Raw genomic sequence first — 15,315 nt, 5'->3', positions numbered from 1 at the left:
ATGGAGGGTTAAAAGAAGTTGAAATAAATTTTGGTTGTTATCTCATTTCAACCATTACCAAACCAAAACCTACTTGTAAGGTAAGTAGCCCTGTGGTAGTTCCTACTAGCCTTAGTTGCACATCTTGTCTTGCACCTAAGTCTATTTCTGTCCATGCAGTAGAAATCAATCCATCAGTAGATATCGAAAATCCAGGTCCAAAACCTACACTATCCAAGTATTCCCAATTTGCTCCATTATCAGTAGAATACTGCATGGCAATATCCAATGTGCCAGTAGAAAGCGTTAGTCCGGTAACATTAGCAATAACCCTAACTTCCCTAACATCCGTAAAGTCCATTTGAAATCTGTAAATATCCCTACCTAGCAAGTCGGTTGGCACAATTCCACTGAGATCTACCCAACCTGTAGGTGTTATACCTGATAAAATAGTTACCGCCGATGTGGTTGTTCTATTGTATAATTCAAATGCCGTACCTTGTACAAACATCATACTATTATCTATATCAGAATTGTACACCATTAATCCATCGGCAGGATTAACCAAGGCATCAATTTCGGCAGTAGTCATTCTCGGTATAAGCAAACCTCCTGTTGTTGATTGGATGTCCAATGCGGCAGATGGGTCTGGGGTTAACGTATTAATACCAACTGATTGAGCATTACTCAGGTTAATAAGAAAAATGATGAATAAGGCTGCAAGAAGATTCCTTAAAGACCCCAAAAGATTGATTACGATTACATTAGTTGATTTCATGACAATAATTATTTTTTAAGACATTTTTTTACAGTATGTAATTAATTACTAACTACTTTGTAAGAAAATATAACATTTAATGATTGTCAAAAATGAATTTTATAATTGTTATTATTATACTAATTGTTGTCAACTTTGTTTTTTTTGTGGTGTAATGTAATTTTACGTGTGTCTGTTCATCGATAAAGCAATGTATTTCAACGCATTTCAGCTATACACCCTTAAACCCAATTTTTGCATATTTGTTGTCAAAACCATCTACAGAAAATTAACTTGTAAGATTTTTCTATTTTTTATTAAGTATTTATTTGTAAGAATTAAAAGAAAGAGAATCATTAAATAATAGATAACAACAACATTATTTAACCTTTACAAACGCTAGCAGGTATTTTCTAAAGAACAAAAAACACCTATGTAGCCCTATATATTATATGAAAAGTAGTAGTTGAAAAAAGAAACACTATACTATTGACATCAATAAAATTATAACTTTAAGAATAGTTATATTGGCAAGTAACAATGATATAGTTATAGCAAAAAAACAAAGCCCAGTAAACATTAGCTTACGGGGCTTTTCTGCGGAGAAAGAGGGATTCGAACCCTATATAACATATTCGCATTATTTACATTGTTTACATATGTTATACAGCCTTTTAGGTTTATCTTACTATTTATTATATCTTAGTTTTTCTATCTATATATAACAAATAAGACACCTAAAACGACACCTTTATAAATATATGAACTATACATTTAGACTTAAAGAACCAAATGGCGATGCTGAAACTTTAATCTATTTTAGAGCACCATTTAAAAATGAAGGTAAAACTTTTGTTTATTCTACCGGCGAAAAAATACATCCTAAAGATTGGGATTTAAAAAGTAAGCGCCCTGCAAATCTTGCAAGCCGAAAATCTGGTGCAGAACATAGAAGAACTATTAATGCTCAACTTTCTAGGTATGCTAATTTTTATAGAGATATATGCAATCGTTACAAAAATATCAATGAGGTTTTAACTATTAAGGATTTAAGAGAGGCTTTCAATATTGAATTTAAAAAAGTAAGTAAGGATGTAAATGATTTTTTCAAAATATATGACTTATTCCTAAAAGAAAAAATAAACAATAATACAGACCAAGCTAATAGCTCTTCAACAATTAAGAGATACGATTATAATAAAACTTTATTAAAGAATTTTAAAGAAAAAACCAATTACAACCTTCGTTTAAACACTATCAACAAGGAGTTCTACAATTCTTTCATTAAATACTGTGTTGAAGAAAAAAAACATTCTACTAATACATTGAGCCGAAATATTGGTTTATTTAAAACCTTTATGTTCTGGGCACTCGACAACAAATACACATTTAACGAAGAATTTAAAGAATTCAAAAACATCAAAAGATTCGCTACGAACGAAATCGCGCTAACAAAAAAACAGATTGAAACAATATATAATTTTGATTTAAAGAAAAATGAAAGACTTATAAAAATTCGGGATTTATTTATTTTCGGCTGTGCATCAGGAATGAGATATTCAAATTATTCTACTGTTAGTAAAAAAGACATCTCTGATGGTTTTATAAATGTTATTGACGTTAAAGATAAAACTAAATCATTACGCATTCCGCTTAACAAATATTCAACCGAAATACTTGAAAAATATGACTATAAATTACCAAGAATATCCAATCAAAAATTTAATGAATATATAAAAGAACTATTTGAAGAAATGGGTTACGATGCAAAAGTGAAGAAAACAATGAAAGTTGGTAATAATATAATTGAAACCGAATCTTTCTTATACGACAGAATTAGTTCTCACACAGCTAGAAGGAGCTTTATAACCATAATGAAGAATAATCGGGTACCAGATAAGGTAATTATGAGCTATACTGGTCATAGGAGTTTAGAAGTATTTAATAATTACTACAGACCCAATGAAGAACAACGAGTTGATTTTATGAATAGTGTATTTAACTAAGGATAAATGTATCTCAAACTTTTTTTTATTGGAATGCATTTTATCTTAATAATAGCAAGCACGCTAATATTTTTTCTTTTCTATTCACCTTTCATATCAACGTGGATGAACCATAAATTATTTATAGATAACAAAAAGGATGATAGAGTTTATATGTTACTTTTTCTATTCCTATATGTTTTTATTTTTTTCACCAGCTATAAATGGTTCAATTTCATCTTAAAAGAGCAGTTGGTATATTTGGCTTATTCATGGTTAAGCTTATTTATATCGGGAGCTTTAACCATTACTATGTACTTATTCTTCAAACAATATAGAAACCTAGATGAGATTTTCACTGAACCCGATAATTTTGAAAATAAACCTAAGAACATAGATACTTCTTTAATCGAAAAATTCGAACAGTTAAATCAAGATTTGGAGAAAGTCACTTTTTATCTACCTGGATTGAACAAGTTTGATTTAAAAGAATACAACACAACCCCCCTACAAAGTCTTCAAATTCTATTAACAGTATTTAGAGAACTGTATCACGTGAATTCTGACGTAAATAACACTGAAATTTATATACTGTTTAATGAATACTTTCAAATTGGGTCGAAACTTATGACCACTCAAAACTGGGATGGTTTCAAAAAGAAGCATTATTCAGACATTACGAATAATGAATTTTACAATGATTTATACAATCAACTAAAAAAGTTCACTTTGTAGCAAAGCAAACAAAGCAAACAAAGTATACCTAACTATAATATCGCAGTAATAATCTATAAAATTACTGTGTATGGACAATCCATTTGAAACGCTTCATTCTGACATTATTGAATTAAAACTAATGGTTGCTAAGTTACTTAGCCAACCAGAAGAAGATAATTCTGAAAAAATGTACTCCCTAAAACAAGCCTCAGACTTACTAGGTGTAGACCGACAAACCGTACGTAATCATATTGATCGAGGAAATATTAAAGCCAATCGCCTTGGCAGAAGAATATTTATCGAGCATAAAGAACTATATGATTCTATGAATGAGATTAAGTCTATAAAATATAAGAGATAATAAAACTATGGCTCTATTCACTAGACAACCGAACCATATAGCTGCTTCTAACCTGACCTTAAAAACATTGGAGTGGAATATTATATTTACCATCATTGGAAAGCTACAGCACTGCTTAAAAAAAGACTTTAATTACAATTATACAGAGCAAGAGGTAAAGATATATTTCAAAGAATTAGATGATAATAATAACTATAGTCGAATTCGAAAAGCTTTTAGCGCTATTAAAGCAAAAGAAGTAGAATTTGAAGTTAATGTTCCCGGCACAAACAAAGTTAAAAAGAAAGTTACCTCACTCGTAAGTGGACTGGATTATATTATAAAATCAGAATATGTTACTTTCTATATTCCAAAATCAGCTTGCATCTACTTTTGTTATATAGGAGGAGGATATACTAGACTGCAATTATGTATAGCAATTGATCTTTCATCAGTATATTCTAAAATGATGTACCAGTTTTGTTGTCGTTGGAAAGATAAAGGAGGATATAATTGTACTATAGAAAAATTCAGAGAGTGGCTGAACATCACCAACAAACTTAAACAAAACGCACATCTTAGACAGAAGGTTCTTGATGTTGCTGCTAAAGAATTAAAAACAAAAGCGGACTATTACTTTACTTACCAATTACTTAAAAAAGGCAATATTCGATTTACTTATATTAGTTTTAAAATTCATAAAAACAAAATAAATCCTCAAGACCGTTATCTAGGAATAAGTGAAAAGCAATATGGGTATGTATATAGATTTCTAACAATATTCTATCCAACAATAGAAAATGACAAAGCCTATTCAACTATTGAAGCTATTATAGCCAAAGGAAATTTAACTCAGTCATATCAGAGATTTCAAAGACTTGAAGATGAATTATCCAATGGCATCAAAACCCGTAGGGATGTAAAAAACTTACTTGATTACGTAATACTAAATGAATTAGGTGGAATCCCAATTAAAATAAATAAAAAATCACACCAAAATGGAAATAGGTGTGAAACAATAGAAGATTTAGTCAAAAAGTGTGATTTGTTTAGTCAAAAGGTGTGATTCTTTTAAAAAGCTTTAGTCAAAAAGTGTGAATCCATTCTCTTAACCCTTTTAAAATGAAGGTTTAGAGCACATCACAATAGGTTAACCAACAATATTAAATATAAGGTTAATGGAGATGTTTAAATCTCAAATTAAGAAAACTTAAAGGAAAAGAATATTGAAAATGAAAAAATTGGATTTATTAAAAAATTATTCCGTGGTTAATGAAATTTTAATTGAGGTGGTAATAGCAAGGTGTGTTTCGCAAAGTACGAAACCTCTTGACTGACGGAAAAATCACTCGTGAACTCGAATTTTTGAAATAAATCAAACTTTAAATTAATGGGGAGAAAACATATAAAAGGTGGTCGTCCACCAAAATTAAAAAATGAGAAAATGTCGAAGCTGGTGAGTATATATTTAACTCCGGTTGAATTAGAATTGATTAATATTTACTTATCAGAAAACAATGTCATAAATATTTCTAAGAGTGAATTTTTCAGAACTATAATTCTAAAAACGATTGACCAAAGAGAAATAGTTCTTAAAAGAAATTCAGATCCCAAAATAGTTCTAGAATTAAATCGAATCGGCTTAAATCTTAATCAAATTGCAAAAAAAATGAATTCTTTAAATGCCCTCTCTAGAGATGATGTTCTTAAACTAAATGAGTGCTATGACCAATTAGGCAAGGCTATTTCCAAGTATTAAATTGAAAATTTATATAAATATATAATTATATATGAGTCGTATAGTGCTAATAATGAATCAAAAGGGAGGCGCTGGAAAAAGCACTATTGTTTTTTTGGCAGCAACCTATCTATCTGAAAATATTAAAGTTGGCGTTTTTGATGCTGATCCTCAAGGAAGCTTATCACAACTGTCCAATATAATTTCCGATTTTGAAGTTTCAAATGATTGGAATTTTTTTAAAAAAGAATCTGAATTCGATATAATTTTAATAGATACTCCACCATACTTGAGTTCTGATTTGAAAAAACTCATACCTGTTGCCGATTTAATTATAATCCCTACCAAAGTAGGTGTATTAGATGTAATGGCAATTTCAGCAACCATTAATCTAGTTAAAAATATTTCTACAAAAGCAGAAATGGTAATAATCATGAACATGGTTAAACCTAACACTACCCTTACTAAAGAAGTAACACAAAAACTTAACTCATATAATGTACCGGTTTCTGAAATTTTCATAAGCGACCTTGTCGATATAACTAGATCATTTTTAGTACAAGGAGTACACCGAAATGAAAAAGCGTTATTACAATTTCAATTATTGACCAATCTGATTTTAGAGAAAGTAGACCTAAAAACAATTAACTAGCCCTATATAATTATATAACTATATACACATGTCAAAAAATGACTTCTCAAAGCTTTTCAAAGATTTAGAAACCAGAAGTATCAAGAACACGCCGTTTCAAGAAATACAAAAGGTAAAAAACAAGAAATCTGATAATGAAAAACAATTTCTATTTTGGTTAGACAAAGAACTTTTAAAATCTTTAAAAAAAGAAGCTTATGAAAGAGATTGTCCGATAAAGGAAATTATATGCGAGAGTATTGAATTGTACTTTGAACAAAAAAAGAAAATATAGGTTCAACTCCAATTATATTTTCCTCCAAAATAAATCATAATCGCATCTCAATCGAATACCCTAGACTTCCTAACTGCAAGAACTTACCTTCAAACAAATTAGAACTACATAATTCCTTAAAAGACTCAATAGCATTTTTAATAGGTTCAAAACTTATACAGAAACCTTGATCTCTTTGTTGATATTTCACAACATTTTTTTGCTCTAGCAACTCTTTAAATGCTTTTGTAAAATAACAAAGCACATCAATCCTATCTACATTACTTATTTTCTCACTTATCCACTACTCTAATTTTCGACACTGGAAATACAATTACCATTTTATGTTAACTTTGAATAAAATATTAATTATAAGATTCGGAACAAACAAATAACTAAAATACAAAAGCGTTTCGCTTTTGGTTGAGCAACGGAAAATCGCCAGTTTTCATTACCCGCTAAAACCAAAGTACAGACGCCCACGCTCCGGCGTGGGCTGTTCTTGCTTGGTGGGTGGGTGTCTGGCGATACCTCCGTTGCCCGTAAGTTCAGTTCCACGCTTTTTTATTTCAGACATATGGGGCTAAAAAAAATACTTTACAAAAATCATTCAAATTCCTCCTATAAAGGAATTACAAATCAAAGTCTAAGTGAAATATCCAATAACAGAATCGGATTATTAGCTGACCTTATGGGTATTAGCAGAAGAAAAGTTTTAGATAATCTAATTGAAAACTTTTTTAAAAAGCACGAAGAGGAAATTAAATATCGAATGGAAAAAAGAGCTCATGAGATAGATAAACTTCTATAATTTGATGTTTAAAATTTCTTTCACACAAAAAAAGCCAACTAAATACCTCCAAGCACTATATAATTATATAAATCTATATTTATATAAAATGCTCTCCTACAACACATAAGCAACAAATCTTATTACTTAATATATACCCTTACGGAAAACCGTAACCCATTCTTATATTTTTTCTTGAAGTTTACTCATATTTGGGCGTAAGATTTTTATCCGAATTGGATATCTTTAAACATTACGATACTAAAACAAGACGAAACTTTCATGAGTCAAAATAAATTAAACCTGTCTACCCTAGAATCTTGGTTATGGGATTCTGCCAATATATTAAGAGGAAGTATTGATTCCTCAGATTTTAAAAACTATATTTTCGGCTTACTTTTCTTAAAACGTTCCAATGATGTTTTTGAAGAAGAAGTTGAAAATATCATGAAGCGTGAGGGAGTTTCCAGAGCAGATGCCGAAGACGAAACATATTTTCAGATGCCCGAAGAATCACGTTGGGAGAATATAAAGAAACATACCGAGAACATTGGTATTGCATTGGACAAAGCCTTTGCAGCTATAGAACGAGAAAACACCTCTTTGGAGGGGGTTATGACCGCCACCAAGTTTGGAGATAAAGAGAAGCTATCCGATGAATTATTACAGCGTTTGTTAAGGCACTTTAACCAACATTCATTACGCAATGACCACCTAGAATCTAATGACCTCTTAGGCGATGCCTATGAGTATTTGATTAAGATGTTTGCTGATGATGCAGGCAAGAAAGGTGGTGAATTTTACACCCCGAGAGGTGTGGTACAGTTAATTGTACAACTCATTAAACCAGAACCCAAGCAAAAGGTATACGACCCTACCTGTGGCTCTGGGGGTATGTTGATTGAATCTGCCAGATACATTGCACAGCAACCAAATGGTAAAGTAGGCAACAACGTTAATGTTTCGCTATTTGGACAAGAAAAGAATTTGGGTACTTGGGCAATTGGTAAGTTGAATATGCTGCTGCATAACTTTATGGATGCGGATATTAGAAAAGGCGATACCCTGACCACGCCTCAACACAAGAATGACAACAATGAATTGACCCTTTTTGATAGGGTAATTGCCAACCCACCTTTTTCACAGGATGCGTGGTGGACACCAGCCGAAAACTCTATTGAGGTAAAGCTGGATAAGAACGGAAAGGAAAAGAAAGTATCACCTAATTATAATAAGGTGGTGAGCGACCCTTACGGACGTTTTCAATACGGGATACCTCCCAGAGGGTATGCCGATTTAGCCTTCCTACAGCATATGATTGCTGTGCTTAAACAAGATGGTAAAGCGGGAGTGGTGTTACCTCATGGTACGTTGTTTAGAAGTGGTACAGAGGGCAAGATTAGAAAGGCATTATTGGAAGCTGATTTGGTGGAAGGTATTGTAGGATTACCAAGTGCTTTATTTTACAATACTGGTATACCTGCTTCTATATGGATTATCAATAAAAACAAGACCGAAGCACAAAAACGAAAAGTAACCATCATTGATGCCAGTAGCGATTTTAAAGATGGCAAAAACCAAAATGAATTACTTGAAGAGCATGTTAGTAAGATTGTAAATGCTTATGACGGTGCTGTGGATGTGGATAAATATATGCGCATAGTTGATATTAAAGAAATAACAGAAAACGATTACAACCTTAATATTTCCCGTTTTATTGATACCAGCGAGCCAGAGCCAGAAGTAGACGTCAGGATTATACATCAAAAACTTGCCGTTTTGGAAGAGCGGGAAGCTGAAATTGATAAAAAACTAGCTGGGTTTTTAAAGGAATTGGGGATATGAAGGAAGAATATAAAAAAACTCCATTAGGTGCTATTCCTAATACTTGGAAAGTAAATACACTTAACGAAATAACTAAGGTGTATGATGGGACTCATCAAACTCCAAAATATGTTGAAAAGGGAATCCCATTTTATAGTGTAGAACATGTTACTGCAAACGATTTCAGCAAAACTAAATTTGTTTCAAAGGAGGTATTTATCAAAGAAAATCAAAGGGTTAAATTAGAGAAAGGAGATATTTTAATGACGAGAATTGGCGATGTTGGAACTGTCAAATATATTGACTGGGATGTGAACGCCTCTTTTTATGTAAGTTTAGCTTTAATCAAACAACAAGAAACTTTTAATGGTAAATATATTGCCCATTTTATTGAAAGCAGAGCATTCAAAAAAGAACTATGGAAAAGAATTATTCATACTGCATTTCCAAGAAAGATTAATCTGGGTGAAATAGGTAAGTGTCTTGTTGTTCTGCCCCCTCTACCAGAACAACAAAAAATAGCAGAAATACTTAGTACAGTAGATGCGAAAATTGAGGTAATAGACCAACAGATTACCGAAACGACAGAACTCAAAAAAGGTTTGATGCAACGCCTATTAACTAAAGGCATTGGACATACCGAGTTTAAAGATTCACCTTTAGGTAAGATTCCTAAGAGTTGGGAATTGATTACTACTGATAAACTTGGAGAAATAACGTCAAGTAAACGAGTTCATAAAGCAGATTATACGGAATTTGGTATTCCATTTTTTCGTGGTAAAGAAATTTCAGTTTTGGCTAAAGGAGAAAAATTAAAAGATATTGTTTATATAAAGTCAGAAACATTTCAAGAATTTAAAAGAAAATATGGAGTACCAGAAACAGGAGATATACTTATTACTGCTGTTGGCACTATTGGTTCTATTTATTTAGTAAAGGAAAACGATGAGTTCTATTTTAAGGACGGTAATTTAATGTGGCTAAAAAATATAAATATCAAACTTGATAGGGATTTTTTAATGCATTATTTTAGGTCAAATATTTTTCAAAGTTTGATTGATATTGCTTCAAGCGGTTCAAGTCAAAAAGCACTTACAATAGTTAAGTTTAAGAAGTTGTTTATTCCAATTCCATCTAAAGAAGAACAACAAAAAATAGCATTTATATTAAGTTCTGCTTATGAAAAATTAGAAGTTTTATCAGTAAAGAAAACTAACTACCAAGAACTTAAAAAAGGCTTAATGCAGCAGCTATTAACGGGTAAGGTTCGAGTGCAACTAAATTCTAGAGTAACTGCATGAGTCAATCACCAGAATATATACACAGTGAATTACCAGCCATAAAGCTGTTCCAGCAGATGGGGTATCAATACTTTGATGCCAGCCAGCAAGATGAAAGAACGGACATCACAGAAGTTATTCTAAAAGACAGGCTGTTGACGGCTATTAAAAGGCTCAACACTTGGATAAATGATAACAACCTCAACAAAGCATATAATGAGATAACAACCGTTAATGGGGCATCATTAATGGAGATAAATGAAAAGGTCTGGAAACTCATAAGAGGGGGCACATTCGCTGTGAAGCAAGTAATTAATGGAGTTGAAGAATTTAAAGTGGTTCACTTTATAGATTACTTACAGCCAGAGAACAATGACTTTTTGGTGGTGAATCAGATGAAGTATCATGGAAGGCATCAACATTCTGTACCAGATTTGGTGGTATATATCAACGGCTTACCTATTGGTGTAATTGAATGTAAGTCCCCCACAGCACAAAATGCTTGGGAAAAAGCCTATAGCGATTTAAAATATTATCAAGAGAACTCAGAAAAGTTATTTCACTACAACCAAATCTGTGCGGGCATTTGGGAACTTGGTGGTAGGTATGGAGCAATTAACTCTCCACAGCAGTTTTATTCGGTCTTTAAGACCAGTAAGGAAGATAGAGACATCATCAACCAAGCCAAGAAAGACCAAGAAAAACTTATCCTAGCACTATTCAAGAAAGAGAGGGTGCTGGACATCATTCGACACTTTGTATTATTTGAACTGGAAGAAGGCAGTACAATTAAAAAACTGCCTAGATACCAGCAACTAAGAGCCACCAACAAAACCATTGCACGCTTACAAAGTGGTGAAGGTGGTGTAGTTTGGCATACGCAGGGTTCTGGCAAGTCTCTAACGATGGCATATGTTACCCGTAAGCTACAAGCACCCGAATACGGATTTGATAACCCTACGGTACTCATAATGACAGACCGTAAGGACTTGGACAGACAGATTACCACTACCTTTCAAAATGTTGGTTTTAAGAATGTGAACCAAGCATCTTCTGTAGTTCATCTGGATAAATTATTACGCAATGATTATGGGGGAATTATCACCACTACCCTGCAGAAGTTTCAAGAAACAGACAAAGATGCTACTACCTCAACCGACCAGACAGAGTTGGAAGAGCGTGGAAATCTCATGATTGAAAAACATATCAACGATAAAACCCTCACTAAGATTACCAAAGAACTCCAAAAGGGTAAGTGGGTTGAGATAGAACGAGTGGAAATAGAACTGGAAGAACTATCCAAGAAGGAGAATCTTTACATTCTGGTAGATGAGGCACACCGTAGCCACTATGGTTTTCTAGCATCCTTTATGCGAACCGTATTGCCCAATGCTAAGTTTGTTGCCTTTACGGGAACACCCATCTCTAAAGAAGATAAATCTACCCTAGCCGAGTTTTATGGGGGTAAATATATTGATATATACACCATAATGGAATCTGTGGCTGATGGCGCAACCGTTGAGTTATTGTATGATGAGGGTATCGCCAAGCTAGATGTTAAAAAAGAGGAACTAGACCAAGAGTTTGAAGAGCAATTTGGTCATCTTTCGGAAGAGAAAAAGGACAAGCTGAAAAGGGGAGCCTTACGCAAATACCAATTATCGGCAGAGCGCATTGATGCCATAGGTAGACACGTGGTTGACCATTACAGGGACAAAATATTCCCAGATGGTCATAAAGCCATGATAGTCTGTAGCGGCAGGGAGGCAGCAATCAAATATCAAGAAGTATTGGAGTCCCTTAAAGCACAAGGCTATCACAATTTTGAATCTAAGGTGGTGATTAGTATGGGTTCTCCAAAGTCGGACGGTATTGCAAAAAGCTACTATGAGACCTTAGAATGGAACAAGGAAAACCCCAATGACAAAAGACCTGTCTTGGTCGTTCCACCTGAAGATATCAAGGATGCCACCGATGATTTTAAATTACCCTTTGGGAACGTAGCGGAAAAGGAGAAATCAGGCAAAAAGAAGTTTGATAATACAGCTTTCATGATTGTATCGGATATGCTGTTGACAGGGTGGGATGCACCTATAGCCTCTTGTTTGTATTTGGATAAGCCATTAAAGGAGCATAATCTTTTACAAGCCATTGCAAGGGTCAACCGTTCCCGAAAAGGAAAGAATGCTGGCTATATTGTTGATTACAATGGTATCACAGCCTATTTGATTCAGGCATTGGAAATCTTTTCAGGTGATATAAGACCTGATGATATTTTAAAGAACATCAATGAAGAGTTTCCTAAGTTGGTAATGAACCATACCAAGCTGGTGGAGTTCTTTAAACCTATGAAGATTGACAGGAACTATAAACGTGAGGACTACATAGATGCAGCTGTACGGTTTATTGAACCTATTAATAAACGTGATGATTTTAAGGTCTTATTAAAGGATTTCAATAAGTCGATTAATATTGTCCTCCCCAATACGAAAGCATTAAAGTATCAAAGGGATTTTAAACTCTTCAATGAGATAAAGTTAAGAGCCAGAAATGCTTATCCGGACGATGAGGAATTGAAAATCACCAAAGACGAAAGCAAGATGCTTCAATCCATGATTGACGAACATCTAAAGGCAGAAGGTGTTGAAAGTTTGCTGGCAGAACCTATATCCATTATTGACAAAGATAAATTCAAAGAAGAAATCATGAACGCATCACCAGCCACTAAAGAGCTGAAGATGCGAAATAATTTAAAGCATACCATAAAAGTTGGATTGGATAAAAATCCTGACTTCTATAAACCATTGGCACAAAGGCTTTATGAATTGTTGAAGATGAAAACCGAAGAGCGTATTACGCAATTAGAATTGCTAAAAGCTTACACGGAAATACAAGATGAAATCATTGACCAACAAAAGGAAGGAAAACAAAAAGGCTTTGTTACAGAGCGTGAGAGAGCCGTTTATGACTCAATGAAGGTGTTGTTCAATGAAGATGCAGAAGACGCTACAAAAACTATATTCGACCTTATAACAGGAGAACTGAATATTGTTGGATGGCAGCGAAAAGGACAAGTCAAAAAAGATATTGAAAATAAAATTAGACGTTATTTAACTACAGCTAAAATAGAACGTGAAGATGCCAAAATGAAAGCAAAGGAAATGGTAGAAGTTTTAATAAAGAATAGGGGATAGATGATTCGATATAACGTAAAAGCAAGATTAGCTAAAGATTTGGGAACAGATGAATTCACGTTAGAAGAATTCGAAAAAGAATTTTGCAATGACAGTCCTATTCAAAGTCGCAAAGAAGCTTATGATTATTACACCAGTGTAATTGATATCATTGGAGAAGGCGCAAATGATATTGATTCTATTTTAAAACATATCAGGAATAAAGGAGGAAGTAAAAGTATAAAATTAGGCACGAATATTATTAAAATACCATCAAATACAGAAAACTTAGGAATAGGGATCTATCTAATAAGTGATAAAAATGAAGGGATATTTAAAAAAGACCAAGAGTATTTGATAATTGGATATAATGAATCTATAAACTATTTAACTATTGCCCGAAACCTTGAAGAAGAAATTTCTATTTATAAGAAGCAAAAATGGGAAACACAAGATTGGACCATTAACATAAAATACTATAATTACCAATTTAACGAAGGCGATGAATATATCATTGAACCCAATGTTTTATGGACACCGTTCGACTTTTGGGAACACCACAATCCTACCCTAGCTGAAGATGACTTCCCTATTAAAACCGAGCCAATAATAGAAGATCATTCTGTACTTCATGAAGTTATTAAACAGGGAGAAAATAGAAATCTTGAATTTAAATCTACCTTAAGGTATTGCATAAAAAAGAAATTACCGCAAGATTTTATAGAGAAAAGTATATTAAAAACGATAACAGCATTTGCAAATACAGGTGGTGGAACATTGTTGATAGGTGTTGATGATAATGGCAAAGTGCTTGGTCTTGACAATGACTATAAAACCCTAAAGAACAAAGACAAATTTTCTCAACACTTCGATAATTTATTAAAATCTAGTTTTACAGAACCGATAGATGCATTATTAAACTTTGGATTTGAAGAAATTAATTCCCAAGAAGTTTTTATGGTAATAGTAGATTCAAGTTCAAAGCCAAGGTTTCTTAAATATAAAAATGAAGGCAAAGAATTTTATATTAGAAGGGCAGCGTCAAGCCATTCTTTGGATATAGAAGAATCATATCAATATATAATTGACAAATGGCATGCCTAAAGTTCAATACGGACATAAAACCATAGAGTATTCTTTTAAAGAAAAGGAGAAACTTAAATCTCACTACATAACAGTAGACAAAGGAGACGGAGTTGTTCTAAAAGGCAAATATGTTTCTAATGAGCAAGCTCAAAAATTAATTTTAAAGAGGGCAAAGTGGATTTTGGATAAACTAGATCTCGTAAGTTCTATTGGAGATGATGATATAGTTACGGGATCAAGAATTCAATACTTAGGTCGTAAATATTATGTAGAGCTTTTTGAAAACAACTCCTATGAAGAAATATTGATTGATTTTACAGAATCTAAATTTAGGGTATCGCTACCTAAATCATTAAACAATCAAACCGATTTAAAGCGTGCTTTTGAAACCTTTTTAAGATCAAAAGCCGAAGAAAAGCTAAAGCCAAGAATAAAGAAATTAGCTAAATCTACAGGATTAGATTACAATAACTTCAAGATTAGAAAACTGGAAAAACGTTGGGGCAGCTGTACTCCATCTAATGACATTATCATAAACATCGATGCGATTAAACTCCCCTACTCCCTAATTGATTACCTCTTAATTCATGAATTGGTACACACCAAAATAAAGAGCCACTCCAAAGAGTTTTGGGCAGAGCTTTCTAAACACATTCCTAATTGGAAAGAGCTTGACGACAAGATGTATGGGATGAAGTTGTAATAATTATATAGATAAATTCATTAACCAATAAAACACAG

Annotated in this window: 13 protein-coding genes; 12 read left to right on the top strand and 1 reads right to left on the bottom strand. The window is 32.9% G+C overall.

Annotated elements, in window-relative coordinates; translation table 11 throughout:
* Positions 1 to 37: 37 nt before the first annotated feature.
* A complete protein-coding gene (locus VBZ51_RS14255; protein ID WP_416577355.1) occupies positions 38 to 757 on the bottom strand; it encodes a hypothetical protein in 720 nt (239 codons plus the stop codon).
* A 740-nt stretch (positions 758 to 1,497) separates the two neighbouring features.
* On the opposite strand from VBZ51_RS14255, the gene VBZ51_RS14250 reads away from it, so the two are divergent.
* The 12 genes from VBZ51_RS14250 (at position 1,498) to VBZ51_RS14195 (ending at position 15,277) form a co-directional block, all read left to right on the top strand.
* Entirely contained in the window at positions 1,498 to 2,742 is a 1,245-nt protein-coding gene (locus VBZ51_RS14250; protein WP_416577354.1) for a tyrosine-type recombinase/integrase, read from the top strand.
* Positions 2,743 to 2,847: 105 nt separating this feature from the next.
* Positions 2,848 to 3,456: a hypothetical protein gene (locus VBZ51_RS14245; protein ID WP_416577353.1), complete on the top strand. Its 609-nt coding sequence runs from the start codon at positions 2,848 to 2,850 to the stop codon at positions 3,454 to 3,456.
* Positions 3,457 to 3,526: 70 nt separating this feature from the next.
* Entirely contained in the window at positions 3,527 to 3,799 is a 273-nt protein-coding gene (locus VBZ51_RS14240; RefSeq protein WP_416577352.1) for a helix-turn-helix domain-containing protein, read from the top strand.
* Positions 3,800 to 3,806: 7 nt separating this feature from the next.
* Positions 3,807 to 4,844, top strand: coding sequence for a replication initiation protein (locus VBZ51_RS14235; RefSeq protein ID WP_416577351.1), 1,038 nt, complete (start codon positions 3,807 to 3,809; stop codon positions 4,842 to 4,844).
* 324 nt (positions 4,845 to 5,168) lie between these two features.
* Positions 5,169 to 5,537: a plasmid mobilization protein gene (locus VBZ51_RS14230; RefSeq protein ID WP_416577350.1), complete on the top strand. Its 369-nt coding sequence runs from the start codon at positions 5,169 to 5,171 to the stop codon at positions 5,535 to 5,537.
* 31 nt (positions 5,538 to 5,568) lie between these two features.
* The gene (locus tag VBZ51_RS14225; RefSeq protein ID WP_416577349.1) at positions 5,569 to 6,168 is read left to right on the top strand and encodes an AAA family ATPase; all 600 of its coding nucleotides are present in this window, start codon (positions 5,569 to 5,571) and stop codon (positions 6,166 to 6,168) included.
* 28 nt (positions 6,169 to 6,196) lie between these two features.
* Entirely contained in the window at positions 6,197 to 6,442 is a 246-nt protein-coding gene (locus tag VBZ51_RS14220) for a hypothetical protein (protein WP_416577348.1), read from the top strand.
* 1,051 nt (positions 6,443 to 7,493) lie between these two features.
* Positions 7,494 to 9,056 (top strand): N-6 DNA methylase, encoded by a 1,563-nt coding sequence (locus VBZ51_RS14215; protein WP_416577347.1) that lies wholly within the window; start codon positions 7,494 to 7,496, stop codon positions 9,054 to 9,056.
* A complete protein-coding gene (locus VBZ51_RS14210) occupies positions 9,053 to 10,336 on the top strand; it encodes a restriction endonuclease subunit S (protein ID WP_416577346.1) in 1,284 nt (427 codons plus the stop codon). The genes VBZ51_RS14215 and VBZ51_RS14210 overlap by 4 nt, the downstream gene beginning before the upstream one ends.
* The gene (locus VBZ51_RS14205; RefSeq protein ID WP_416577345.1) at positions 10,333 to 13,509 is read left to right on the top strand and encodes a type I restriction endonuclease subunit R; all 3,177 of its coding nucleotides are present in this window, start codon (positions 10,333 to 10,335) and stop codon (positions 13,507 to 13,509) included. The genes VBZ51_RS14210 and VBZ51_RS14205 overlap by 4 nt, the downstream gene beginning before the upstream one ends.
* The gene (locus VBZ51_RS14200) at positions 13,510 to 14,592 is read left to right on the top strand and encodes a helix-turn-helix domain-containing protein (RefSeq protein ID WP_416577344.1); all 1,083 of its coding nucleotides are present in this window, start codon (positions 13,510 to 13,512) and stop codon (positions 14,590 to 14,592) included.
* On the top strand, positions 14,585 to 15,277 hold the full coding sequence (locus VBZ51_RS14195; protein WP_416577343.1) for a M48 family metallopeptidase: 693 nt from the start codon (positions 14,585 to 14,587) through the stop codon (positions 15,275 to 15,277). The genes VBZ51_RS14200 and VBZ51_RS14195 overlap by 8 nt, the downstream gene beginning before the upstream one ends.
* Positions 15,278 to 15,315: the final 38 nt, after the last annotated feature.

It is taken from the genome of Maribacter sp. HS (genome assembly GCF_048059195.1).
Lineage (GTDB): Bacteria > Bacteroidota > Bacteroidia > Flavobacteriales > Flavobacteriaceae > Maribacter > Maribacter dokdonensis.
Note: the sequence above shows the minus strand (reverse complement) of the source record. Positions and strands in the feature narration are given on the sequence as shown.